Annotated in this window: 23 protein-coding genes; 17 read left to right on the plus strand and 6 right to left on the minus strand. The window is 48.0% G+C overall.

What is annotated here, in order from left to right; all coding sequences use genetic code 11:
- Window positions 1-41 precede the first annotated feature (41 nt).
- Both R2083_RS05690 and R2083_RS05695 read left to right on the plus strand, forming a co-directional pair.
- Window positions 42-785, plus strand: a complete 744-nt coding sequence (locus R2083_RS05690) for a CADD family putative folate metabolism protein (RefSeq protein WP_108698359.1) — start codon at window positions 42-44, stop codon at window positions 783-785.
- 146 nt (window positions 786-931) lie between these two features.
- Entirely contained in the window at window positions 932-1294 is a 363-nt protein-coding gene (locus R2083_RS05695) for a hypothetical protein (RefSeq protein WP_317530981.1), read from the plus strand.
- A 1-nt stretch (window position 1295) separates the two neighbouring features.
- On the opposite strand, the gene gshB is transcribed toward R2083_RS05695, so the two are convergent.
- Together gshB and gshA are read right to left on the minus strand one after the other, a co-directional pair.
- On the minus strand, window positions 1296-2267 hold the full coding sequence (gene gshB, locus R2083_RS05700) for a glutathione synthase (protein WP_317537824.1): 972 nt from the start codon (window positions 2265-2267) through the stop codon (window positions 1296-1298).
- An 8-nt stretch (window positions 2268-2275) separates the two neighbouring features.
- Window positions 2276-3571, minus strand: a complete 1296-nt coding sequence (gshA, locus tag R2083_RS05705; protein WP_317537825.1) for a glutamate--cysteine ligase — start codon at window positions 3569-3571, stop codon at window positions 2276-2278.
- A gap of 115 nt (window positions 3572-3686) precedes the next feature.
- On the opposite strand from gshA, the gene R2083_RS05710 reads away from it, so the two are divergent.
- The 4 genes from R2083_RS05710 (at window position 3687) to R2083_RS05725 (ending at window position 7694) form a co-directional block, all read left to right on the plus strand.
- Window positions 3687-3986, plus strand: coding sequence for a cation:proton antiporter (locus R2083_RS05710; RefSeq protein WP_317537826.1), 300 nt, complete (start codon window positions 3687-3689; stop codon window positions 3984-3986).
- Between the two features lie 2 nt (window positions 3987-3988).
- Window positions 3989-5671 (plus strand): cation:proton antiporter, encoded by a 1683-nt coding sequence (locus R2083_RS05715; RefSeq protein ID WP_317537827.1) that lies wholly within the window; start codon window positions 3989-3991, stop codon window positions 5669-5671.
- A 283-nt stretch (window positions 5672-5954) separates the two neighbouring features.
- Window positions 5955-7055, plus strand: coding sequence for a copper-containing nitrite reductase (gene nirK, locus R2083_RS05720; RefSeq protein WP_317537828.1), 1101 nt, complete (start codon window positions 5955-5957; stop codon window positions 7053-7055).
- Window positions 7056-7166: 111 nt separating this feature from the next.
- A complete protein-coding gene (locus R2083_RS05725) occupies window positions 7167-7694 on the plus strand; it encodes an adenine phosphoribosyltransferase (RefSeq protein WP_317537829.1) in 528 nt (175 codons plus the stop codon).
- Window positions 7695-7734: 40 nt separating this feature from the next.
- Here the strand turns inward: R2083_RS05725 and mpl are convergent, their stop codons facing one another.
- Window positions 7735-9081, minus strand: a complete 1347-nt coding sequence (gene mpl, locus R2083_RS05730) for a UDP-N-acetylmuramate:L-alanyl-gamma-D-glutamyl-meso-diaminopimelate ligase (protein ID WP_317530975.1) — start codon at window positions 9079-9081, stop codon at window positions 7735-7737.
- A 185-nt stretch (window positions 9082-9266) separates the two neighbouring features.
- On the opposite strand from mpl, the gene gluQRS reads away from it, so the two are divergent.
- From gluQRS to R2083_RS05755, 5 genes are all read left to right on the plus strand, one after another.
- Window positions 9267-10169 carry a tRNA glutamyl-Q(34) synthetase GluQRS gene (gene gluQRS / locus R2083_RS05735; protein ID WP_317530974.1) on the plus strand — a complete coding sequence of 301 codons (903 nt, stop codon included), beginning with the start codon at window positions 9267-9269 and terminating at the stop codon, window positions 10167-10169.
- Between the two features lie 122 nt (window positions 10170-10291).
- Window positions 10292-11455 carry an NAD(P)/FAD-dependent oxidoreductase gene (locus R2083_RS05740; RefSeq protein WP_317537830.1) on the plus strand — a complete coding sequence of 388 codons (1164 nt, stop codon included), beginning with the start codon at window positions 10292-10294 and terminating at the stop codon, window positions 11453-11455.
- 24 nt (window positions 11456-11479) lie between these two features.
- Complete coding sequence (locus tag R2083_RS05745; RefSeq protein ID WP_317530972.1) at window positions 11480-11944, plus strand: polyketide cyclase; 465 nt, start codon at window positions 11480-11482, stop codon at window positions 11942-11944.
- 72 nt (window positions 11945-12016) lie between these two features.
- Window positions 12017-12466 carry a PAS domain-containing protein gene (locus tag R2083_RS05750; RefSeq protein ID WP_317530971.1) on the plus strand — a complete coding sequence of 150 codons (450 nt, stop codon included), beginning with the start codon at window positions 12017-12019 and terminating at the stop codon, window positions 12464-12466.
- Window positions 12467-12626: 160 nt separating this feature from the next.
- The gene (locus tag R2083_RS05755) at window positions 12627-13142 is read left to right on the plus strand and encodes an aspartate carbamoyltransferase (RefSeq protein ID WP_317537831.1); all 516 of its coding nucleotides are present in this window, start codon (window positions 12627-12629) and stop codon (window positions 13140-13142) included.
- Window positions 13143-13210: 68 nt separating this feature from the next.
- Here the strand turns inward: R2083_RS05755 and R2083_RS05760 are convergent, their stop codons facing one another.
- Both R2083_RS05760 and R2083_RS05765 read right to left on the minus strand, forming a co-directional pair.
- Window positions 13211-14569 carry a PAS domain S-box protein gene (locus R2083_RS05760; RefSeq protein WP_317537832.1) on the minus strand — a complete coding sequence of 453 codons (1359 nt, stop codon included), beginning with the start codon at window positions 14567-14569 and terminating at the stop codon, window positions 13211-13213.
- 80 nt (window positions 14570-14649) lie between these two features.
- Window positions 14650-17091, minus strand: coding sequence for an EAL domain-containing protein (locus R2083_RS05765; RefSeq protein WP_317537833.1), 2442 nt, complete (start codon window positions 17089-17091; stop codon window positions 14650-14652).
- 576 nt (window positions 17092-17667) lie between these two features.
- Here R2083_RS05765 and R2083_RS05770 point away from each other — a divergent pair.
- From R2083_RS05770 to R2083_RS05795, 6 genes are all read left to right on the plus strand, one after another.
- Window positions 17668-18234, plus strand: a complete 567-nt coding sequence (locus R2083_RS05770; RefSeq protein WP_317530966.1) for a DUF2780 domain-containing protein — start codon at window positions 17668-17670, stop codon at window positions 18232-18234.
- Window positions 18235-18478: 244 nt separating this feature from the next.
- Window positions 18479-19378 (plus strand): hypothetical protein, encoded by a 900-nt coding sequence (locus R2083_RS05775; RefSeq protein ID WP_317537834.1) that lies wholly within the window; start codon window positions 18479-18481, stop codon window positions 19376-19378.
- Between the two features lie 448 nt (window positions 19379-19826).
- A complete protein-coding gene (gene ppa, locus R2083_RS05780; protein WP_317530964.1) occupies window positions 19827-20360 on the plus strand; it encodes an inorganic diphosphatase in 534 nt (177 codons plus the stop codon).
- Window positions 20361-20650: 290 nt separating this feature from the next.
- On the plus strand, window positions 20651-21496 hold the full coding sequence (locus R2083_RS05785) for a carotenoid biosynthesis protein (protein ID WP_317530963.1): 846 nt from the start codon (window positions 20651-20653) through the stop codon (window positions 21494-21496).
- Between the two features lie 160 nt (window positions 21497-21656).
- Entirely contained in the window at window positions 21657-22118 is a 462-nt protein-coding gene (locus R2083_RS05790) for a hypothetical protein (protein ID WP_317537835.1), read from the plus strand.
- 36 nt (window positions 22119-22154) lie between these two features.
- Window positions 22155-22487: a hypothetical protein gene (locus R2083_RS05795; RefSeq protein ID WP_207909723.1), complete on the plus strand. Its 333-nt coding sequence runs from the start codon at window positions 22155-22157 to the stop codon at window positions 22485-22487.
- A gap of 109 nt (window positions 22488-22596) precedes the next feature.
- On the opposite strand, the gene R2083_RS05800 is transcribed toward R2083_RS05795, so the two are convergent.
- Window positions 22597-24003: an alkaline phosphatase PhoX gene (locus tag R2083_RS05800; RefSeq protein ID WP_317537836.1), complete on the minus strand. Its 1407-nt coding sequence runs from the start codon at window positions 24001-24003 to the stop codon at window positions 22597-22599.
- Window positions 24004-24335 lie beyond the last annotated feature (332 nt).

Genomic DNA, 24335 nt, shown 5'->3' on the forward strand with positions numbered 1-24335 from the left:
ATATGCAGCACTTTATCCATCACGGTTTATAAGGAGTAATCATGACAACCAATACCCTGCTCAAGCAAAAAATCAGCGCCATTATCAGTGAAAAACATTTGCTCAAACATCCATTCTATATCGCATGGACCGAAGGCAAACTGACCAAGGAACAACTGCGTCATTACGCTGAACAATATTTTTACAACGTACTGGCCGAACCGACCTATTTAAGCGCGGTTCACTTCAATACACCGCACATCCATTCGGAAACCAACAGCGGCGACATCAGCGTGCGTCAGGAAGTATTGCGCAACTTGATCGACGAAGAACACGGTGAAAAAAATCACCCAGCGCTATGGAAAAATTTTGCTTTCGCATTGGGCGCGAACGATAAAATCCTGGCCAATACAGCGGCATTGCCTTCGACCGAGAATCTGGTTGATACCTTCCGCGATATTTGCTTGAATCGTCCGTTCTATGCCGGATTGGCTGCATTGCACGCTTTCGAATCGCAAGTACCTGATATTGCTGCGGTGAAAATCGATGGTTTGGCTAAATTCTATGGCATGAAAAACCCTGAAGATTACGAATTCTTCTCGGTACACCAAAAGGCCGATATTTATCACTCGCAAGCCGAATGGGCCATTATCGAACGCTTTGCCGATACCCCGGAAAAACAAGCCGAAGTGCTGGCTGCAACCCAAGAAGCGTGCGATGCGTTGTGGGGCTTCCTGGACGGTATCCATGAAACCTATTGCAGCAATCTGATTTGCGAAGAAAAACAAGCTGCAACGGTTCACTAAGTTTGTAACAACAAACTTCCGGCTTACTATCAGCCCGGAACGGATCACACTGTAAGTTGTGTCTGTTCCGGGCTTGTTAATGTTGAATCCGGTTTTTTCGTGATCGCACGTTATAAAATCTTCTCTGCTTCAAATCGCCTGAATCCATGTCCACACACGATCGATGCTGTTCGATAGCGCCGTATTTCAAAATTGCCGAAGGTCAAATCGACCAATTCAAACAGCTCTGTGAGCAGTTTGTTGCCAGAGCAAGCAGCGAGCAAAAGTGCCTCTACTATGGTTTTTGCTTTCATGGTGACGAAGCCTATTGCCGCGAGGGGTACGAAGGCGCGGAGGGATTGCTGGCGCATTTGGACAATGTGGGTGATCTGCTGCAACGCGCGCTTGAGATCGCTGAGATCGTCCGCTTGGAAATCCACGGACCCGAGGAAGAACTGAAAAAGCTGTACGAGCCGTTAGCGCAGTACAATCCACAGTATTTTGTGCTGGAATACGGTTTTCGCCGGTAATTTACCGTTTGATTAATGCCTTTGTTTGGATGCCTGCTTCAATCGCATCCAGCATCATTCCCGCTACATTAAATCCCGTTTGTTGGGTAATTTCCTGCATCCCCGTCGGGCTGGTTACATTGACTTCGGTCAGGTAATCGCCGATCACATCCAGACCCACCAACATTAACCCACGTTGGGCTAATTCGGGCCCAAGCGATTCCGCGATTTCCCGGTCTCGCTGTGACAGCGGTTGAGCCACGCCGGTACCGCCTGCAGCCAAGTTGCCGCGTGTTTCACCCGGTTTGGGGATGCGTGCCAGCGCATGGGGTACAGGCTTGCCGCCGATGAGCAGAATGCGTTTGTCCCCTTGCGTGATCTCGGGGATAAACCGTTGTGCCATGATGGTTCGTGTGCCGTAATGAGTCAGCGTTTCAAGAATCACGCTGATATTGTGATCGGCGCTGTGCACGCGAAACACGCTGGCGCCGCCCATGCCGTCGAGCGGTTTCAGGATGATATCCCGATGCTGCGCGAGAAATTCCCGGATTAGATGCGACTGGCTGGTGACGAGGGTAGGGGCGATCCATTGCGGAAATTGTGCAATGGCCAGTTTCTCGTTGTAATCGCGGATGGCACGCGGACTATTAATGACAAATGCGCCTTGTGTTTCCGCCAATTCCAGCAAATAGGTGCTGTACACATATTCCAGATCAAACGGCGGATCCTTGCGCATCAGTACGGCGTCAAATTCGTGCAGCGGTACCGGTAAACTATCGCCGGTGTTGTACCAATGTCCGTCGCGCTGCGGTGTATCCGTCAAAGTCAAAGATCGGAAAAAGCCGGTCACTGTGTGATCTATTAAAGCGATATCGTGCTGATAGAGCACGTAAATCTGGTGATTCCTGGCAATGGCCTCGCGCATCATCGCAAAACTGGAATCTTTGCCGGTTTTAATTGAATCCAGCTGATCGATGATAAAGGCGAGTTTCATGGCGGTTTTCAGGCGGATAACGGCGGTTGCGCGTGCGGATCGGTTTGCTCCAGCTCCAATGCAGCGGCTAGCAGGGCGAGACGTGCAACGACACCATAGGCATAAAAGCGGTTCGGGATGACGTTCGGCTGCGTGGCGCTGGCTTCCAGACAGGTGGTTTCAAACGCTAGCGGCACGAAATGCATGCCCGGCGCATTCAAGTTTTCGTCGATGCCGCGTCCGGTATGAACACGGTAAAAACCGCCGACGACATAGCGGTCGATCATGTACACGACCGGCTCCGCGACTGCCTGATTGATGGTTTCAAAGGTGTAGACACCTTCCTGCACCAGCACATGGGAAACTTGCAAGCCTTCTTTTACCACGGCCATCTTGTTACGTTGCTTGCGGTTGAGACTATGGATTTCCTCGCCGCTCTTGACCGTCATGATGCCCATGCCGTACGTGCCGGAATCGGCCTTGACGATGACGAAAGGATCTTCCTTGACGCCATATTGCTGATATTTTTTCCTGATTACTGAGAGAATCCGGTCAATCGCAGCTGCAACGCATTCTACGCCTTGTTTTTCCAGGAAATTGATTTCGCCGCACGATGTAAAACGCGGATTGATCAACCAGGGATCAATGCCGATCAGATCGGCGAATTCCTGCGCCACGCGATCATACGCAGCAAAGTGCTCCGATTTGCGCCGTGTCGCCCAGCCGGCATGCAGGGGCGGAATGACGGTTTGGTGCAAGTTCTGCAAGATATCAGGGGCGCCATTAGATAGATCATTATTCAGAAGCACCGCACAGGGATCGAAATTTTTGACGCCGAGTTTGTTATTTTTACGGATTATGGGTTCAAGCGTAATGAATTGCCCATCCGGTAAATCAATCCGGGTGGCTTCGGTGATTTCCGGCAGCAAGGTACCCAGCCGTACATTCAATCCGGCGCGCTGGATGATGTTTTGCAGGGTTGCGATATTCTGCAAGTAGAAGGTATTGCGCGTGTGGTTTTCCGGAATCAGCAGCACGCTATGCGTATCAGGGCATATTTTTTCAATTGCGCTCATCATCGCTTGCACGCACAGCGGAATGAATTCCTGGTTCAGGTTGTTAAAACCGCCGGGAAACAAGTTGGTATCCACAGGCGCCAATTTGAAACCGCTATTGCGCAAGTCGACAGAGCAATAAAAAGGGACGGTATGTTCACGCCACTTGTTCCTGAGCCAATGCTCGATGGTAGGCATGGCATTGATAATTCGGCTTTCAAGATCAAGGATAGGGCCGCGCAGAGCAGTGGAGAGATGAGGTACTGGCATTTCCGTAAGAAGTATTAAATCGGAGCGATTATAGCATTATGTCTTGCGCAGATTGTGAAGCGCGCTATCCTCAAGTATCTTACGGTTCTGTGCCCAAAACCAATTTTTTACCGGTATGTTCAATCCATTACAGCCTGTTCTCATTTTGTTAGCCGTGTCGGTATTGGCGGTGGTCGTTTTCCGTTTACTGCGGCTACCGCCGATGCTGGGTTATTTGTTGGCGGGCGTGTGCATCGGTCCGTATGCGTTGGGTTGGATCGCGGATAGTGATGAGACTCGCCACTTGGCTGAGTTTGGCGTGGTATTTCTGATGTTCAGCGTAGGCCTGGAATTCAGTTTGCCCAAGCTGATTACGATGAAGCGCATTGTTTTTGGTTTTGGCACGGCGCAAGTGGCGATCTGCATTCTTTTTTAGTGATGGCAATAGCCTGGATGCTGGCGCTGGATTGGCGCACTGGATTGGTATTGGGCGGCGCCCTGGCGATGTCTTCCACCGCTATTGTGAGCAAAATATTGGCCGAGCGGGCGGAACTCAATTCTACGCATGGCAGGCAGGTGATCGGCGTTCTGCTTTTTCAGGATCTGGCGGTTATTCCATTATTGATTGTGATGCCCGCGCTGGCGGCTGAGATCGATAGTGAAACGAACGACTTCAGTTTAATGCTGACGGTTGCTTTGCTGAAAGTGGCCGCTGTTCTGACCTTTCTGTTATTTTTCGGGCAAAAATTGATGCGCCCCTGGTTTCATTTGGTTGCCCGGCAGAAATCGTCGGAATTGTTCGTACTGAATGTGCTGTTGATTACGCTGGGTATCGCGTGGTTAACCGAACTGGCTGGTTTGTCAATGGCTTTGGGGGCATTTCTGGCGGGCATGTTGATCTCCGAAACGGAATACCGCTACCAAGTGGAAGACGATATCAAGCCTTTCCGGGATATTTTGCTGGGTTTGTTTTTTGTGACGATTGGTATGCTGTTGGATATGCAGGTCGTCATTGAAAATTTCCTGTGGATATTTGCCATTCTGGCAGCGTTGATTGTGCTGAAAATAGTCGTAATTGCCGGATTGTCGCGTTTGTTTGGCGCGGATGCCAACGTCGCGATCAGGACGGGGGTGAATCTGGCGCAAGCAGGAGAATTTGGCTTCATTTTACTGGCACAGGCGGGTGAATCCGGTTTGATCGAAAATTCAATTCTGCAGCCGGTGCTTGCGGCTATGGTGCTATCGATGTTCATCGCGCCATTCATTATTGAATACAGCGAATCGATGATTCATCGTCTATACGGTTCGGATTGGATGTATCGCGCGATGCAGATCACATCCATTGCCGCGCAGACGATGGTGTCGCAGAATCATGTGATTATCTGCGGTTACGGGCGCAGCGGTCAGAGTATGGCGCGGATACTGGAACAGGAGTCCATACCGTTTATCGCCTTGGATCTCGATCCGCAACGTATCCGCGAGGCAGCCGGTGCGGGGGAGGCCGTGGTGTACGGCGATGCAGCCCGGTGCGAAGTGCTGATTGCCGCGGGATTGATGCGCGCCAAAGTATTGGTTGTCAGCTATGCGGATACGGTTTCTACACTGAAGATTCTGAAGCACGTTCAGGAGTTGCGCCCGGTTCTTTCCGTTGTTGTCCGCACGCGCGATGACTCTGATATTGATGTATTGAAAGAAGCCGGGGCTACGGAAGTGGTGGCGGAAATCATGGAAGGCAGCTTAATGTTGGCGTCCCATGCGCTGATGTTTGTCGATATATCGACCGGGCGAATTTTGCGCCGCATCAGAAAAATTCGTGAGCAGCGTTATAGCCTGTTGCGCGGTTTTTATTATGGTGTGACCGATGAAGCCGAGGACAACAGTGAGAAACTGTTGCCGCGTTTGTTGACGATCACCATTATTCAAGGTGCGGCTGCGATTAATAAAACACTGGGTGATATTGATCTGGCAAGTCTGGATGTCGAAGTTACCGCGGTGAGAAGACGCAACATTCGCGGATTATTGCCCACCGGAGAAACACGTCTGGAACTTGGCGATGTTATCGTGCTGCGCGGTACACAGGAGAATCTCGCGGCGGCTGAAATCAAGTTAATACAGGGTTGAACATTGCTGATTGAATGGATTTTGACTCGATGACCGGATAACAACAGGATTTATATTAATATCGATTCAAGTCATTCCAATCCCATTCATTCAGTATGGCTATAATCGTTACAAGCTACTAAGAATAGACAGTTTTCTTCAAAAAGTGTATATTCTCCGTTCCGTCCTTTGGGCTCTTCATAGCTTAAAAGGCAGATGTTGGTAATCTTGATGATTACATGACAAGTAGCAATTAGAATGGCGCATAAAAAAAGCGTAAAATTCATCATTTATGGAGGGAGATATGATTAAAGCTGTTCAAGCGATTGTTGGTCTAGGATTGCTCTGTTTAGGCGCAACTCAAGTAGCTGTGGCTGCTACAGACGTTTCTAAATTACCGCATGTTAAACAAACATTGGTGGCTCCACCAAATGTACCTGCACATGAGCAAACTTCAAAAGGGCCAAAAGTTGTTCAAATTACAATGGAAACCCAAGAGAAGCTGATCGAAGTTGCGCCAGGTGCAAAAGTTTGGGCGCTGACTTTCAACGGTAGTGTTCCTGGTCCGCTTATCGTTGCACATGAAGGCGACTATATTGAATTGACATTAAAAAATCCAAAATCAAGCACATTGGCGCATAACGTAGACTTCCACGCTGCAACCGGTGCGCTCGGTGGTGCTGGTTTAACACTGGTTCAACCCGGTGAAGAAGTTGTACTGCGTTGGAAAGCAATCAAATCAGGCGTATTCGTTTATCATTGCGCACCTGGCGGAACCATGATTCCATTCCACGTTATTTCCGGTATGAGCGGTGCCATCATGATATTGCCTAAAGATGGTCTGAAAGACAACAAAGGCAAACCATACAAGTATGACCGCGCTTACTACATCGGCGAACAAGATTTCTATCTGCCTAAAGATGACAAAGGTAATTTCAAAACCTATGGCTCACCAGCAGAAGGCATGGCAGACATGTTGGAAGTTGCTAAAGGACTTATCCCAACACACGTAGTATTCAATGGCGCAGTTGGTGCACTGACCGGTGACAACGCACTGAAAGCCAAAGTGGGTGAGAAAGTTCTGTTTATCCATTCACAAGCTAACCGTCCTTCCTATCCGCACTTGATTGGTGGACACGGTGATCTGTACTGGGTAGGCGGTTCATTTGGTGATGTACCTCTGACCAACCAAGAAACTTGGTTTGTTCCAGCAGGCGCTGCAGTTGCTGCATCTTATGAATTCCATCAACCTGGCTTGCATGTATATCTCAGTCATAACCTGATTGAAGCTGTATTGCTGGGTGCTGCTGCTCACATGACAGTTGATGGTGCTTGGAATGATGACATCATGACTCAACTTAAAAAACCAGCTAGCTTTGATGCAAAAGCTGGAATGGACCACTAAGATTTGATGTAGTGTTCTATTGAGGTAGTTTTAAAAGGCCTCAACCTGTTATGGGTTGAGGCCTTTGTCGTTTTAATTCCTTGAGTTTTCATTATTGCTTGCTACAACTTTATGACGATTAAATCCCACATTCGTACCGTCCCGCACTACCCGCATCACGGCATTATGTTTCGTGATATCACCACACTGCTAAAAGATCCCATCGGATTGCGGACAACCATACAGGAAATTTCAAAGCGCTACAGCAATGTCAAAATTGATAAAGTGGCTGGCATTGAGTCGCGCGGTTTTATTATCGGTGCGCCCGTGGCCTATCAGCTGGGTAAAGGCTTTGTGCCGATTCGTAAGCGAAACAAATTACCGGCGGAAACGATAGGAAGAGATTATCAACTGGAATATGGCAGTGACCGGATTGAAATTCACGTCGACGCGATTCAACCGGGAGAACGAGTGCTGCTAGTGGATGATCTGATTGCAACCGGTGGAACCGCTGAAGCTGCCGTTGGCCTGATCCGGGATATGGGGGGTGAAGTGGTGGAATGCTGCTTTGTGATCGATTTGCCGGATGTGGGCGGTAAAGCCCGGCTGGAAAATTTGGGATGTCCGGTGTTTGCGTTGTGCGAGTTTGAAGGCGATTAGATACGCTGTTTATAGCATTCTTTTTAGTTTGAACGGGTTTTTACGTTCGTTCTAATGCGGATAGTATTTTTTCATGGATGCCGCCAAAACCTCCGTTGCTCATGATTAAAATATGATCGCCAGGCGCTGCGATCGTTGCGATAGCTTGGACGAGCTGATTCAAATCATCAACACAGCGTGCCTTGTTATGTAATGGCAACATGGCATCTTTAGCCCAGTGTGCATCGCGGGTGAAGCAAAGCACCTGATCGGCTTCGCTCAAACTCTTAGCAAGAGAATCTTTCCATACTCCCATTTTCATGGTGTTGGAGCGCGGCTCCAGGACTGCAATAATCCTTGCTTTGCCGGTATGAGTCCGCAAGCCTTCGATTGTGGTTTGAATGGCGGTCGGGTGGTGAGCGAAATCATCATAAACGGAGATACCGTTGACCGTACCGCGTTTCTCCATGCGGCGTTTGACATTCTTGAATTGTGCTAGTGCTTCGATGCCAATATTGACCGGTATCCCGGTGTGCCGCGCAGCAATCAGCGCAGCCAGCGCATTCATGCGGTTATGTTCGCCCAATAAATCCCATTGCAGGCTTCCGTGAAATGTTTCGTTGCAATAGATATCGATCATATTGTTTGTCTGCGTTTTGGTATGCCAGCCACTTTCAGTGCCGAATTCTTCTACCGGTGTCCAACAGCCTTGTTTGAGGACATGCTTCAGATTGGGATCTTGGCCATTTGCGACGATTAAACCGTTATTCGGAATAACTCGTACAAAGTGATGGAATTGCCGTTCAATCGCTGAAAGATCTGTAAAAATATCGGCATGATCGAACTCAAGATTATTCAGTATCGCGGTTTTCGGATGGTAGTGAACAAATTTGGAGCGTTTATCAAAAAATGCTGTGTCGTATTCGTCCGCTTCAATGACAAAGAAGGGTGAGGTGTTTCCGATTCGTGCTGAAATGCCAAAATTCTCGGGGATTCCACCAATCAGAAATCCCGGATTCAATCCGGCGTAATCCAATATCCAGGCTAACATCGAGCTGGTTGTCGTTTTTCCGTGGGTACCGGACACGGCAAGCACCCAGCGATGCCGTAGAATATTTTCCGATAACCACTGCGGACCGGAAATATAAGGTAAATTCCGGTTGAGTATTTCCTCCATCAGCGGATTGCCGCGTGTAACGACGTTACCGATGACGAAAATATCCGGCTGTAACCGGATCTGTTCGGGCGAATAACCCGCTATCAATTCGATACCTTGAGACTCAAGTTGGGTGCTCATCGGTGGATAGACATCTTGATCGCAACCCGTCACCGTGTGACCGGATTCGCGTGCAATGGCTGCAATACCCCCCATAAAGGTACCGCAAATTCCGAGTATATGAATATGCATGATTGGTTTGAAATTCTTGATTCTGCTGACAGGAAACCACTAATATGATTGGCAAGTTTGGGCAATTATAATAGATATGGCAGGGCAATACCGGAAGTTGTTGATACTTTATTCATTCATAGAGCGGCTAAATGGAAAGGGTGCGGTGGTTATTATTCTTTTAATCTCAATGTGCTGATTTACAAATGGAAAGCACTCGATCGATTAATACGCATTATCGCGGACGATTCGCGCCATCACCGACCGGACCGCTGCACTTTGGTTCGCTGGTAGCGGCTGTAGGCAGCTATGCCGATGCGAAATTTCATGGCGGCAAATGGCTGGTTAGAATTGAGGACGTCGATTTGCAACGTAGAGTACCTGGAGCGGCCAAACAAATTTTGGATACGCTTGAGAAATTGGGTATGGAATGGGACGAGGAAATCATCTACCAAAGCCAGCGTTCCGAGGCATACCGGGATGCTTTGCATGTGTTGAATAAACAAGGTTTATTGTATCCCTGTACGTGCTCCCGGAAGGAAATCGCGGATTCCAGCATCACCGGTTTATATGGTTTCATTTATCCCGGAACCTGTCTGAACAATCCCGCTTCACTGCAAAATACACATGCGCTTCGTATTCAAACTCATGATGATGTCATTCAGTTTACCGATGGTTTGAAGGGATTGTATACGCAGAAACTGCGCAGTGAGGTGGGTGATTTTGTGTTACGCCGGGCTGATGGGATTTATGCCTATCAGCTTGCGGTTGTGGTGGACGACGCCACGCAGAATATCACGCATGTAGTTCGCGGCGCTGATCTTATCGATTCCACACCGCGGCAAATATTTCTGCAGCAGCTGTTGCGTTATCCGGTACCGCAATACATGCACTTGCCCGTGGTAACCAACGCGGCAGGAGAGAAGCTCAGCAAGCAAACGAACGCTGCTCCGGTGAATACGGCCGAGGCATTAAAGGAGCTGGTTGATGCGTTGCATTTCCTGGGTCAGCAGCCGCCACTAGAAATTCTGGAAGGCGATATTGCTTCTTTCTGGCGCTGGGTCAAGCAAAATTGGCGCGTGAACCGGATTCCAAACGGTGTGATGTAAAGATAAAGCCATGCAGCCGGTAATTATGCTAGGCTGTAGTGTAGCCGGGTTCAAGTTGACATTACCGGCGCAAGCGTCTGGCAAGGTTTTGCGTTAATCATAGATAAAGGTAAGGAGTGACCGTGGCTTTTCTGCCATTTAATATTTCCAAGCAAAAAAGATTGAAGGTGGTCATTGCCGGTGGCGGATATGCCGGACTTGCCGCGTTAACCAATCTTTTACAATTTGCTCCGGATACCGACATTACGCTGATCGATCCTAAAACGCAGCATCTGAAAATTACGCACTTGCACGAAACGTTTCGCTATCCGCTAGCCGATTTGCTGGTTCCTTTTGCCGATATAGTAAATCGCTATGGTTGCCGGCACATTCCGGCAGAACTGAGCTTTGATCAAAACGCGTTGGAGAGCTATCAGAACGAACGGCAGCTGGTTGTGAATGGTGAAATGATTGATTTTGATTATTTGATCGTCGCGAGCGGTTGCGAGAGTCAGAAAAGTGATCATGACGATAGCGGCAATTTGCTGAATCTGAATGATTTTGCCACGATGAGCGGATCAGATTTATTAACCAGGTTGCTCGACCGGAATGACTCACCTGAACTGTCGATTTCCGTTGTAGGCGGAGGAGCCACGGGGATACAGTTTTTATTCGAAATAAAGCAATTTCTCGATCGGATCAGACGAAAGGCGGAATTGCGCCTAATCCATTCGGGCGAGCATGTGCTGGAACAATTTCCTGCCGGGTTTGGTACTTATGCGGAATCCCGCATGCGGGATATGAATATCGCTTTTTATCCGAATACGTATTACCGTGAACAGCAAACCGGAAAAATTTTGCTGATGGAAAAAGTGACTGAAAAGCAGTTTGAATTACCTTCCAGTTTAACTCTGCTGTTTTTGGGAAAAAAGCAGCGCAATATTTTTACCGCAAATGCTTTCGGACAGGTTATAGTTAATCAGAAACCGCTACCCCATATTTTTGTAGCGGGCGATTGTTCGTATTACCAGTCGCTTGGGTCGAATACATTGACCGCGCAATCCGCTGTCCGGAAGGGTAAATTAGTGGCGCGTAATGTGTTGCGGCATGCGGGATTTCCCGGATTGCTCGAGCCTTATCTTCACCATGAATTGGGTTATGTGGTGAGTCTGGGGCCGTCGGATGCGGTAGGCTGGCTGGTTGCGGAAGGTAACTTGATCACCGGTATTCCGGCTTTAACGATTAAAGAAATTGTCGAAGCGCAATATGACTTATTATTGGCAGGAATCGATACCTATTTGGTTTAGCAAACACCGTGCGGGAGGCATTTTATGCTTGGTTTGTTCAAAGACAGCCCTGTAATTGGCAAGGCCAGTGCAATAATTCAAAGTCCAGCCGATAAACTTTTCAATTTTATCGGTAATGATCTGCTCATTAATTATCCCCGATGGTCTCCGGAAGTTAAAGAATTGGAGAAAATCACCGATGGTCCGGTAAAACTAGGAACCGTCTGCCGTCAAGTCCGCATCGATCAAGGCAATCGCTCGGAGTCGACCTTCAAAGTTAAATTTTTTGATACGGGTGCACGTATCTGTTTTGAAGGCGTTTCCAATCCTTACCGGTGTGATTATGTCATTGAATCAGTGAATGCTTCCGACAGCCGGATAACTTTTATTTTTGAATTGCTGAGCTTGGATCTGCATGTCAGGCCGTTTGAGAAGCTGGTGCGTATTGCCGTTCAAGATGGAACCGAAAGGACTGTCAAGAATATCAAGAAACTGATTGAGGCGGAGTAGGTTGACTCAAAATGGCAGGCCCGTTCGTACGTTTTAATTATGCTAACAGTTGATTAACCTGGAGAGAAGATCATGGATTTTATCGTTGAAAAAGACCCTGGATTAATTCCACAAGTATTGTCCAAGATTCTTGATTCATGTGTGAACGGTGTAACACTGGCTGATCCCGATCAAGAGGACATGCCTTTGGTTTATGTGAATAAAGCGTTTGAGACAATAACCGGTTATACGTTAGCGGAAACGGTAGGCAGGAACTGCCGTTTCTTGCAGGGCGATGAACACGATCAAGCCGGTGTTAAGCAGCTGAAGGAAGGGATCAAGAATAGGAAACCGGTGGAAGTGGTTCTGAGAAACTTTCGTAAGAACGGTGAATTATTTTATAACCATTTATTGGTTTCCCCGCTTTTCGATTCGCACGGAAACTTACTTTATTTCCTCGGCGTGCAATTAGACATCACCCCGAAAATCCGCGCGGAAGAGGAAATTAAGGCTTTGAAGGAACAACTGGCGGCATTGAAGTGATGAAGCTAGGTGCATGAGCGGCATCCGGATAAATAACCGCACTATTTGAGCATTCTTGCCTGTACATGAAACAGTCAAACGAAGTGTAAGATTTTCTCTATGTGCGGTTGATTCCACCAATCTGGTCGGTTCTGTAAGCTCACTGTAGCGGAGAAATAAAATGAATCAACTGCTTACTGTCACTTTCTTGCTGGTATTTCTTTTACCGGCATCGATTGGTGCTGCTGCGCCAGCGGATGAAAAGCGATTGGACGAAGTAGCGGAGCGCGGTGCTCATGTCATGCCGTTTGGTTTGGAAAAGACCGTGCATGTTTTCACCAAGACCGAAAGTGGAGGCGTTCAGAAGGTTACCGTCAAAAACATATCGGATCAGGAGCAAGTCAGTTTGATCAGAGCGCATTTGTCTGAAATAGCCAATGAATTCAAGCAAGGAAACTTCTCAAATCCGGAAAAAATTCACGGTGAAGGCATGCCCGGATTACCTGAATTAAAAGCAGCCAAACCGGGAGATATCAAGATTGAATACAAAGTGCTCCCTATCGGCGCACAAATCAGCTATTTTACTGAGTCCCCCCAGCTTATCACTGCAATCCACCGGTGGTTTGATGCGCAGTTAAGCGATCATGCGCGCCATATCGAACCCGGGCAGCCGCATCAGCATATGCCCAATCAATAATCGGTATCGTATTCATTCGATATGCGGGTTTCAGAGCGAACTGGAAATTCTTAAGCAATGCACTGATTTCAGAGTGGAACAATCAGCGAAAAACTGGTCGGATTTTTACGATGGATGGTGAGTTCCGTGGAAATCTGCTCACTGAGTAACTGAACAAGCTGCAACCCCAGGGATTGGGTATTTTCAATATCAAAATCGTCCGGTATCCCTACACCGTCATCGCTAATACATACCAGCAGTTGTCCTTGATTCTGGCGTTTAAGGCTGATATCGATATGGCCGCAGCGGTTTTCAGTAAACGCATATTTCATCGCGTTCGTGCACAGCTCGTTCAGAATCAATCCCAATGGAATACTGACATCGATGGGAAGAAGCACCTCCTGATCGGTATCGATATTTATTAAAATTCTCGATGTATCCAGCGCATAGGAAACGGATAAGTTATCAACCAAGGATTGGATGAAACCGGAAAAATCAACACGGGAAAAATCCAATGATTGATATAAGATCTGGTGAATCAGCGCCATGGATTTCACCCGGTTCTGACTTTCTTTTAGAACGGATATAGCAGCCGTATTATTATCCAGCATATCGGATTGCATACCGAGCAGGCTATCGATGATTTGAAGGTTGTTTTTAACCCTGTGATGAATTTCCGATAGCAATAAATCTTTTTCCTTTAACGCGGCTTTGAGTTGTTCTTCTTGGGATTTGCGCTCGGTAATGTCGATCACGGATGCAAGCACCATCACACCTCTGGGTGTTTGGATCGGATTCAGACCTACTTCGACCGGAAATTCTTTGCCGTTTTTATGCGCCCCATGCAGATCTCTGCCATGCCCCATCGCGCGTGTGCTTGGATATTGCAGATAATTACTTCTTAATGACGGATGATGGGCGCGATGTGATTCAGGTATCAAAATTTCAATCGGTTGACCTAGTAATTCTCCCCGGTGGTAACCGAATAGTTCCTCGGTGGTGGAATTTACCATCATAATTTTTCCTTCATGATTGGTCATCACCATACCGTTCGGAGAAGCTTCGACTGCGAGGTATATCATTTCCTCGGCATGCTTGCGATCGGTAATATCGACGATGGCGGCTAGTACAAAGACGCCGTCATGTTCGGCTTCCACCGGATTCAGACCAACCTCAACCGGGAATTCCTTGCCGCTCTTGTGCAGGCCGTAAAGATCCCTGCCATGCCCCATGGAACGCGATTTTGATTCGCCGATATAAGCTTCCCGATAACCAGGATGATGGCTGCGGAACCGTTCGGGAATAAGCATTTCGATGGAATGACCGATTAATTCCTGCCTGGAATAACCGAATAGTTTTTCCGTGGCGGAATTCACCATGACGATTTTTCCATCGCAATCCGTCATGACCATGCCATTGGGGGAAGCTTCAACGGCTAAATGCATCATTTCTGCGGTATTGCTGAAATTTCCAAATCGGGTCGGCGGCATATTCAGATTTGATCCTGGAGTAAAAAACGGGAGGAAGTCTAGGATTTTAAGAAAATGAGACGATCTGGCAATTTTCTGAGTAAATAAGGTATTTGCTCAGCATCCACCGGTTTACTCAGTAAATAGCCTTGCAGTTCATCGCAGCCAAGATTGCCAAGAAAATCAGCTTGTTCGTATGTTTCTATACCCTCGGCAGTGACCTGTAGATTAAGTTTTTGCGCCAATGCCAGTATAGCCGCTGCAATGGCGCAATCATTCGTGTCATATGGAATGCTTTTGACAAAACTCTGATCTATTTTCAGCCGCCGTATCGGAAGATTCTTCAATGAACTCAGGCAGGAATAACCGGTGCCAAAATCATCGATGGAAATCGGTATACCCAGACTATCCAGTTGCTCCAGGCAGCGGATATAAATCAATTCATTTTGCAGGCAGGATTCGGTTATTTCCAGTTCGAGTGAGTGTGCTGGCAATGCGTATTGCTGTAACAGTCCCGCGATAAATTGCTGCAAATCTTTATCGGCAAGTTGACGAATGGAGATATTGACAGCCACGCGAAGATCACTAAAACCTTCATCCCGCCATTGCTTGAGTTGTTTGCATGCTTCCATTAGGATCCAGTTGCCGATTTCAACGATAAGCCTGCTCGTTTCAGCAACCGGAATAATTTCAGCGGGAGATAGCATGCCCTTTACTGGATGCTGCCAGCGGATCAAGGCTTCCACACCGGTTATTTTTTTCTGCGATAAAGAAAATTGCGGTTGATAATGCAGCAGAAACTCATTTTTAATTAAAGCGTGATGCAATTCCCGTTCCCGCGTTAAATAATGAGCGGCTTTTTGTGTCAGGGATGGATGATAAAAAGCGTAACTGTTGCGCCCTTTGTTTTTTGCTTCGTACATGGCGGTATCTGCCATTTGCACTAATTCATCATGATGTGAGGAATGATCCGGGTACGCGCTGATACCAATACTGCACGATGGGATGACTTCCATGTTACTGATGACTATGGGATGGGAAAGACATTCCAGTATTTTTTCCGCGACGATCACCAAGGCATCGCGGGATTCAGCATTCGTCACAATAACAATAAACTCATCACCCCCCAATCGGCCCAAGGTGTCGCTTTGCCGCAGCACGGAAAGCATTCTCTGCGCAACCAGACAGAGCATTGAGTCTCCATGCGAATGCCCCAGGGTGTCATTGATTCTCTTAAAATTATCGAGGTCGATAAACAACACGCCAAGAAACGTGGAACTCCGGATTGCTTTTGCCAGCGCCAACCGGAGCCGATCCATGATTAGCATGCGATTGGGCAAGTTGGTCAGATTATCGTAGTACGCAATATGAGACAGCTGTTCCTGCGTCTCGCGGATGGTTGTGATATCCGATATCATGACGACGAATTGCTGTTCTTCGCTCACTTCAGCGGGAATGAGTCCAATCGTCAACCAAACATACATGGTTTCATTATTTTTTTTGAAAGCCGTGATTTCCCCTCGCCAATGGCCATGCTTATCAATACTTTGCCATATGCTATTGTAAGTATTCTCACTCAAGGAACGGCTGGTAAGAAACGGTAACTCCTTATTCTGAAGATCATGGGGCTGAAACCGGGTGATCTTATAAAAGGCGCTATTGGCGCAATTAAATTTTCTATTCTTATTCAGAATGATGATGCCTTCCGAGGCGCATTTGAACACGGTCGCCGCTTGCGCTAACCGGTCTTTTGCCAGACGGCTCTCGGTCGTTTCCTGCAAGATGCCGACGATCTGATGCTTGCCTGCGTCGCTATTTTTGAATGATTTGCCATACAACTTGTACCAGTAACTTTTCGCGCTATCCGGGTTCACGCGAAATTCAATTTCCGCAGCGGTTCCCTTTTTATTGCGCAGCCTATCGATAAAATCCGATACTTTCGGCTGGTCGGTCTCGTCTATCGAAAGAAAAAAGCTTTCCCAGTCGGATATAGGTTCAATCGTTCCTTCGGTGCTTTTACCCATGAATATTTCACGAGATTCTTTCGTCACCTCCCATGTACCCAATTGCGCCGCTTCCAGTGCAAGACGAAAGTGTTGCTCATTCTTTTTTAACAGAATATCGTTTTCGTAACGCTCTATACTGACTTGGATGATGATGTGCAGTTCTCTGTCGGAAAATGGCTTTAATAAATAACCGTAGGGCTTGGTCGCTTTAGCCCGGGTCACGGTTTTTTCTTCGGAGTAGGCAGTCAAGTAAATGATCGGAATGCTATGCGCTTTTTGCAGCTGGTCCGCCACTTCAACGCCATCCATATCTCCCTGAATATGAATGTCCATCAGCACAATGTTGGGAATCTCCTGATCCACCAGCGCCAGTGCTTTCTGACCGCTGGCAGCCATCCCTGTGACTTGATAGCCTAGTTTTGTCAGACGTCTTTTCAGATCAAGCGCAACAATTTTTTCATCTTCAACAATCAGTATCTTGATGTATCCGCTCATACGTGCCCATCCTTCTGCAAATGATTATTTCCAATAGTTAATTACTTGAAATTCAATACCTCTTCTGCAGTGATTTTTTCTAAGAGCCAATCAATTGGCGAACGTAATGTATTGGTTTGAATAAACATCCTTTATTGATAACTATGTTTAAAATTTCGGAACGCTGTATGGAAGGAATCAAAAAGGAGCAAAACAAGTTAACAAAAAGAAGAATAAATTTAAATCAGCGTTGTCTTACACGCATATTAAAGAAACCACAGGTTATTCAGGGTTTTAGGATGCTAACCACCTGGCGGTGCTGTAAACAGCGTTAGCGATTGTTCCGCAATGTATTCATTTATGGCGGCACGGGACGGTTACAATGATTTGGAGCTTTACTATGCGGCGGCGTGCCGGTTAATAAGAATTTGAAGGGTGCCGGGATACAGCCTGATGCACTTGCCAAGGAACTATGGTAGCTTATCGGATATTATTAGCTCTGCTAGTTCAGAGAGGCTAAAATATTTTTTATTCTCAGCACACTTGTATTATGACAATAGCCATCGATCACATATCTATACACGAGAAGGAGTAATGATGAAAAAAAGCAATTACGTTCAATTAGGCGCCGTGATCATTTTAACGGCAGTTACGGGCTGCGCCACCAATACCGGCGGTACGAATCCTGTGGGTGCGGTTAATCAAAGTCTGTCAACGATAGAAAGTGCGGCACAGAGCGGAAAGCAAGTGCTTAATGCCGGTGCCGCGGTGGCAGGTAACGCTGAAGGAGCTGCGCAGATTGGTCTGGTGGATATTTTGGCTCACCGTCTTGGTGTCTCGCCGCAACAGGCGCTAGGCGGCGCTGGTGCGATATTTCAAATGGCACAAAGCAATATGAATCCGCAGGCATTTTCGTCATTGTCCCGGTCTGTTCCCGGAATGAGCACAATGCTGGGTGCAGCACCAGCCATGTCCAACTTATCTGCGCTAGCGGGTGGTAATAGCACACTCGGCAGTGCGGCAGCACTGGCCGCATCATTTCAGCAATTGAATCTTTCCCCTGATATGGTGGGAAAATTCATTCCGGTGATTACTAACTATGTAAGCAAAACGAGCGGACAGGCAACGGCCAATCTGCTGCAATCCGCTGTGACTTCCCGCTAAATTAAAGCATTAGATTAATGGAAATGAGCAAGTGCAAGTCACTTGCTCCTTGTTCGTGCCGTTTCATCCGAGGTGCAGCTTGGTGTGCTGTTACTGCATCTCGAACCAGAGCCATAAACCGCAAACAACCTATCCGGCATTTTTCTCCGGATTTTGCCGTTACCTACGAGATGCCAATAACCGAAGCGCATTGTATTCTGCAATGTGAGCGTTTGGGACAAGGCAATTCAAGAAGAGGGGCGGGATGCAAAATCGAACAGCTATTCTGAAAGCGGGCGCTTATGCGGGTTTCTTGGGCGCCACGGCATTCATTCTACAGGCCGTTTTTACATCAACCAGCTCAACAGCGGCTATTGGCCTGATCATGATCCCTTTCTATGGTTTTGCGGCTGCGGGCGTGGGGTGGGCGTTGGTTTATAGCGCATTTGCAGTGCTCGATTTACGTTCCGGCAAAGCGTCATGGAATAGCAGAAATGTACAATTTGCCGCTGTATTTCTGGCCATACTCGTGCTCGCAGGGTTAGGTTTCTTCGCGCAACAGCGTGCGTTAGCGGTTGCCAAGAATCCGGCATCAACACCGCAAGTGCTTGAGGCGGTGAGTCAACGCTGGATTCCTTGGGGACACCGGGAGATGGAAATCGCACTGGCTCAGCATCCATCGACGCCACCGGCCATTCTCGAGAGGCTGGCCATGTCTGGCGATGGTGCTGTGGTGCAACAGGCCGGCGCCAATGCCAATATGCCGCTGGCGGCTTTGGAAGGAATCGCGGCAGGGCCGCTGACTTACGAGCGGGTTGCAGGGCTGGCTGGTAATCAAAAAATCTCGCGCGCCATCATGGAAAAATTGATAGCGGCGGCGATGAACGATAGTAATGCTGCCGATCCCGTACGTCAGGGCTTATATAAAACCTATGTTTTGTCAGCGCTCGCGGCCAATGCGGCGCTTCCGCAGGATCTTTTCGATCGCGTGGCTGCTACTGATTCACCCACGCATTTCCTAGTACTGGCGGTGATCAATTCACCTCGTGTCAATTGCCTGCAAATGTCCGGGCTGCTCGCTTCTACACCTGCACTGGAGAATGCCAGTCTATACAATTCCATCCTGAGTAAAATGACCGGGAAAAATTGCTTCGTTGAGAACTAGCGCCTAAAAACAGCCAGTAAACGAGTAAACTGCCAAGGTTGATCTGCGTATACGAATTCGGCATCTGACGCGGGCATCGCTTGAAAAACTGAAAGGAGTGAGAGTGTGATGGACAAAATTATCTATGGCGCCGCGGCGATACTCATGATCGCCGCGATCGCTTACGGCGGATCGTGGCTGTATCAATTTTTACTGGAGCTGTTTAAGAAAACCGTGTAGCAAGTACATTTGCAAACACTGCGATCCGGGATGCATCGGCAGATAGAGCTAAGTCATTTTCTGCTAAATCTAACGGTACGCAATTTCTAAGCGGCTGGATTGGCGCATTGGCGGGGATGTGCGTTTTTTTCAACGCTGGTTTGACAGCCTTTCCACTCCTCAGTACACTCAAACCCAATGAGCGGCAACTTCTGTCACTCACTTCAAATCTAGCAAAAAGGCAAATTCCATGGATATCAACGCTATTCCTGTAGGCGGAAATGTGCCTAACGATGTCAACGTTATCGTCGAAGTACCGACCGGTGGTGAACCTGTCAAATATGAGTTTGATAAAAAATCCGGTGCATTATTTGTGGATCGGATCCTGCATACGCCCATGCGATATCCGGCCAATTACGGTTTTGTTCCGCACACCTTGTGCGATGATGGTGATCCGCTCGATGCATTGGTGATCGCCCGTTCGCCATTTCTCGCCGGTTGTGTGGTGCGCGCCCGTCCGATTGCATTACTGCATCTCGAGGATGAGCATGGCGGTGATGAAAAACTGATCTGTGTGCCGGATAATAAAACTTTCCCGTATTACGCTCATGTGTGTGAACGCGACGATCTGCCCGATATTGTGTTTCAGCAGATTGAGCATTTCTTTACCCATTACAAAGATCTCGAGCCGGAAAAATGGGTGCGTGTAGGCCGCTGGGGTGATTCCGCCGAAGCGCGTGACATGGTGATGCGCGCTATCGACATGGCGAAAGCCGCAGATTGAACACTGGTGAGCCCGGAGCAAAAGTACGGGTCGCACGGCAAAAGTAATGGACTAAGCGAATACTTATCCGGCAACGCAAAATATGCGTTGCCTTGTTTCGTTCCATTACTCAGTTCATCGTCAGATTAAGCTTATTGCTATCCTTGATAGCAAAATCAGCCAGACAATAAAACCCGGCAGGTTGTGAAGACGCAAGAAATCGCAAACCAATGCTGCGGATAAATTGCCGGAACAGATGATTTACCCTCAAATCGAACGGACTAAACGGTTCATCGGCCTAGGAGTTATTCATGTTTGATGCCGCAATTGACACCATTGTCATGCGTCCCTATGTATTTACTTTTTTTGCGGCATTTCTGCTGGCCTGTGTGCCGCATTTAGGCTGGCGCAAGACGCTGACTTTTACACTGGCCGGATACTTGATCGCGTTCACCTCAGAGAAACTCTCGATTACCACGGGATTTCCTTACGGCTGGTACTACTACATCGACGACACCAGCCATCAGGAGTTGTGGGTTTGGGGGGTGCCTTTCTTCGATTCACTCTCTTACGTTTTCCTGACTTATTGCAGCTACACGACAGCATTGTTTATTTTGTCACCGCTGGCGACTAAAGGTGCCGATCTGATCACGCTGGAGACGCGTGCTATCCGGCATTCATGGGCAGCGCTGGTATTGGGCGCTTTTTTGCAAACATTCCTGGATATCATCATCGATCCGGTGGCATTGCAGGGAAACCGCTGGTTTCTCGGGCAAATTTATGGTTACTACGAAGCAGGATTGCATTTTGGCGTGCCGATTTCAAACTACCTCGGCTGGCTGCTGACTAGTTTTCTATTAGTGGCCGCTTTGCAGCAAATTGATCGCAAGCGGGACGGGAAAACACCGCGCGGGATTTTTGCCATGCCGCTCCGCTCTTTATTGGGACCGGTTTTGTATCTGTCGGTACTGATCTTTAACTGGATAGTCACATTGTGGATCGGTGAGTATCTGATCGCGCTGACCGGTATATTGATTTTTACCCTGCCGATCGTCATGGTAATCGTTTTGGCTGCTGTGCGGGTCAATCGCTACCGTGCGGAAGAGTTAAAGGAGCATTTGGAAAACTATCCTTGGTCACCGCTGAATAAGTCATGAAAATGGCATACCGGGCGCCGGTACGGTGCAAATTTCACGGTAACCGTGGTTTGGCTTGTCAAGCAACGCATACTTAGGCACTATGATAGCGGTGTTAGATTAACCAGGAAGTTAGGTTTATCCATTGATTAACCGGGTTATATCCATCAGGAGATGACAAATGATGAACATTGATCGAAGAATACCGGGATTCGGCCTATTTTTAGTTTCTGTTTGTCTCGCGATGACGCTGGCGTTATCCAGTTGTACTGTTAAACTGGTCAGCGGTTATGACGAGACGACCGATAGGGCGGTGACTGATTTACAGCGCAAAACGGAAGCGCATCTGGTGACACTTGAGTCGGTAGAAGGTTTGCCCGAGTGCACATACGAAAATCATAAGCAATTTTATGATGAAGCCAAGGTGGACATTAGCGCGATTACCGTCCGTGCTGCGGCGATTCCGAGAAATGACATCACCACGCAAGAATCGCAATTGCTGGCCAGTCAGTTGGATAATCTCGAAAAGCTTCATAAGATCGAATGCTTATCCAAGGATCAAATCACGCTCGTGCGCACGCATTTCAATACCAGTTTTACGGCAATTCTGAAGCTCGAGCTTGCGAAACGGCGTGGCGAGTAATTGTTGCGCAACGATTGATATCTATCTGAGGAGAATATGATGAGCCTGGATGCGGTTAAATTGGGGAAAGACATACTCGCTGCGTTGAATGGCAGCCTTGCGGAGAAATGGCCCGATGTTAAAGATTATGGTGAAGCCGAAGCGAAAAAACTCGCGCAGACATTGGTGATGATCGGAACGCTCAAAGCCACCGGGAAAATCAATAAGGAACAGGCTGAGTTACATCTGGAAATGCAAAAGAATGCGACGCGCATGGTACTGATGACCATCGAAGGATTAGGTGTTCTGTCCGCCGAGGCGGCCATCAATTCGGCGCTGAATGCCGTGAAGGATAATGTGAATAAGGAAATTGGCTTTACGTTACTTTAACAAGCCGCCCTATAAAAAAGATCACCCCTGGTTTCTCCGGGGTGATCTGTCCATTGCAAAGTCCACGTCACGGTTATACCGCTGGCATAGAACTCGGGAAAATGATCAATTACGAATTGCTTTGTGAGGGATGTTTTCTGCGATACACAGAAGCACCCACCAAACCAAGCCCGACCATAAGCATCGTGTAGGATTCGGGTTCCGGCACCGCAATCATCACGGTACGATCATCGCCGTTAAAAGGATGTTGTACATTCACATAAGCGATGTTCGGGTTGAATTTGTCAAAATAAAGCCCGGTTGGTTCTGCGCCCGAAGTTGACAGGGAAGCCCAACGGCCGACCGATTCGGCGATACCGTCGTTATTCGCATCTTGAGCAAACCAGATATCGGCGGAGCCGCCCGGCTGGTCTTCAACGATGTAGATATTGCCTTTGGCATCGATAGCCAAATTATCCGGATTCTTGAATACGCTGCCGACACCCAAACCGGTGGCTTGGTCCAGCGTGGCAGTATTGACAAACAGACTAGCGTTATTGCTGGCGAGATTGAAGGAATACACTTCATCCGTCGTGGTAGTGGCTACGTAGAGGATCTGATCGCCGTTTGCCAATGTTTTGATTTCCAGATCTTCCGGGCGTTGATAATCGGTTGAAAGCACATTGTTGGCGGATAAACGGCCATCGATGGTGCCGTCGGCGTTGAGTACGGAGACTCCGGGCAGTGCGCCGCCGCTGGCATCGGTGATCGGCGCCCAGGTGATGGCACCGGTTGCATTGGCATTGTTACCGCCGTTAACCAGCATCACGAAGGTTTGTCCGGCGGCAAAATAATCGTCGCCATTGGAGGCATGCGGATTTGCCGACACATACTTGTAGATACCGCCACCGTTCACTTCATCAATGAAGTACAAGCTGTTGTCTTTATCAAACGCTAAACCTTCGTGCGACACGCGTGGAAGAACGCTGCGCTGCACAAAATTGGAATCACTTGAGCCGGTTGCGGTGACTGGGTTGGTCAATTCAAATAGACGCCCTTTGCTGCTACCGGTGCCCCATGATTCCTCGGCGGTTAAGTAGCCACCCCAGGGAGTCCAAAGGGAAGCGTCGCCGGAAACGAAGTTTTGTGTGCCGGATGCGACCAGCGTCACGGTACGGGCATTGTAATCGGCATTCCACAAATCGATACGTTGCACGCCAGCGGATCCGGTTTCAAACGGCATGAACAAATAACGGCCCGCATCCGCGCCGGATTCGTTGGCCGTAATCATGTCCCAATTGCCGCTATTATCGATTCCTTGGCTTAATTGATTGGCGCGATTGGCAATGGAGGTCTGGCTCCAGCTTGGATTTGCGAGTAGAAATGGGCTGGATTCCGCTAATGAGCCGCCGGGAACACTGCCAGGTAAAGCAGTAAAACTATCAAAACCGGTGCTGGCGGCAACGGCTTGCGGTGCTCCGGATACCATCATGAGTGCTCCGGAAACGACAGTAGCGAGTATTCTTTGTTTGTACATTGTATTCTCCCGAAATAATCTAAAAAATTCTTTAATCCAATGATAAGTACAGGCAATCTGGCTATCTGCGTTGCAGATCCTGGATTTTCCGGTCCCCGATTCACACCGGGTATAGCTTTACAGTACGCGATGGATTATAAGAACGGGATGTGACGTGCCTATTGCAGGACTATTACTGGATCGGTTGGGAATTATTGAGTGCTGGAATAGCTCTGTGGAGACTTCCGGTTGTCATAGGCTAATATGGAAAAATGCGATAATTTTATTTGGATCGTTTAAGTGTGTGGCTTCGCAAAACAATAGCGCACGCTTCGGATTAACAGTAATGAAAG

This window comes from Nitrosomonas sp. Is35, from assembly GCF_033063295.1.
GTDB lineage: Bacteria > Pseudomonadota > Gammaproteobacteria > Burkholderiales > Nitrosomonadaceae > Nitrosomonas.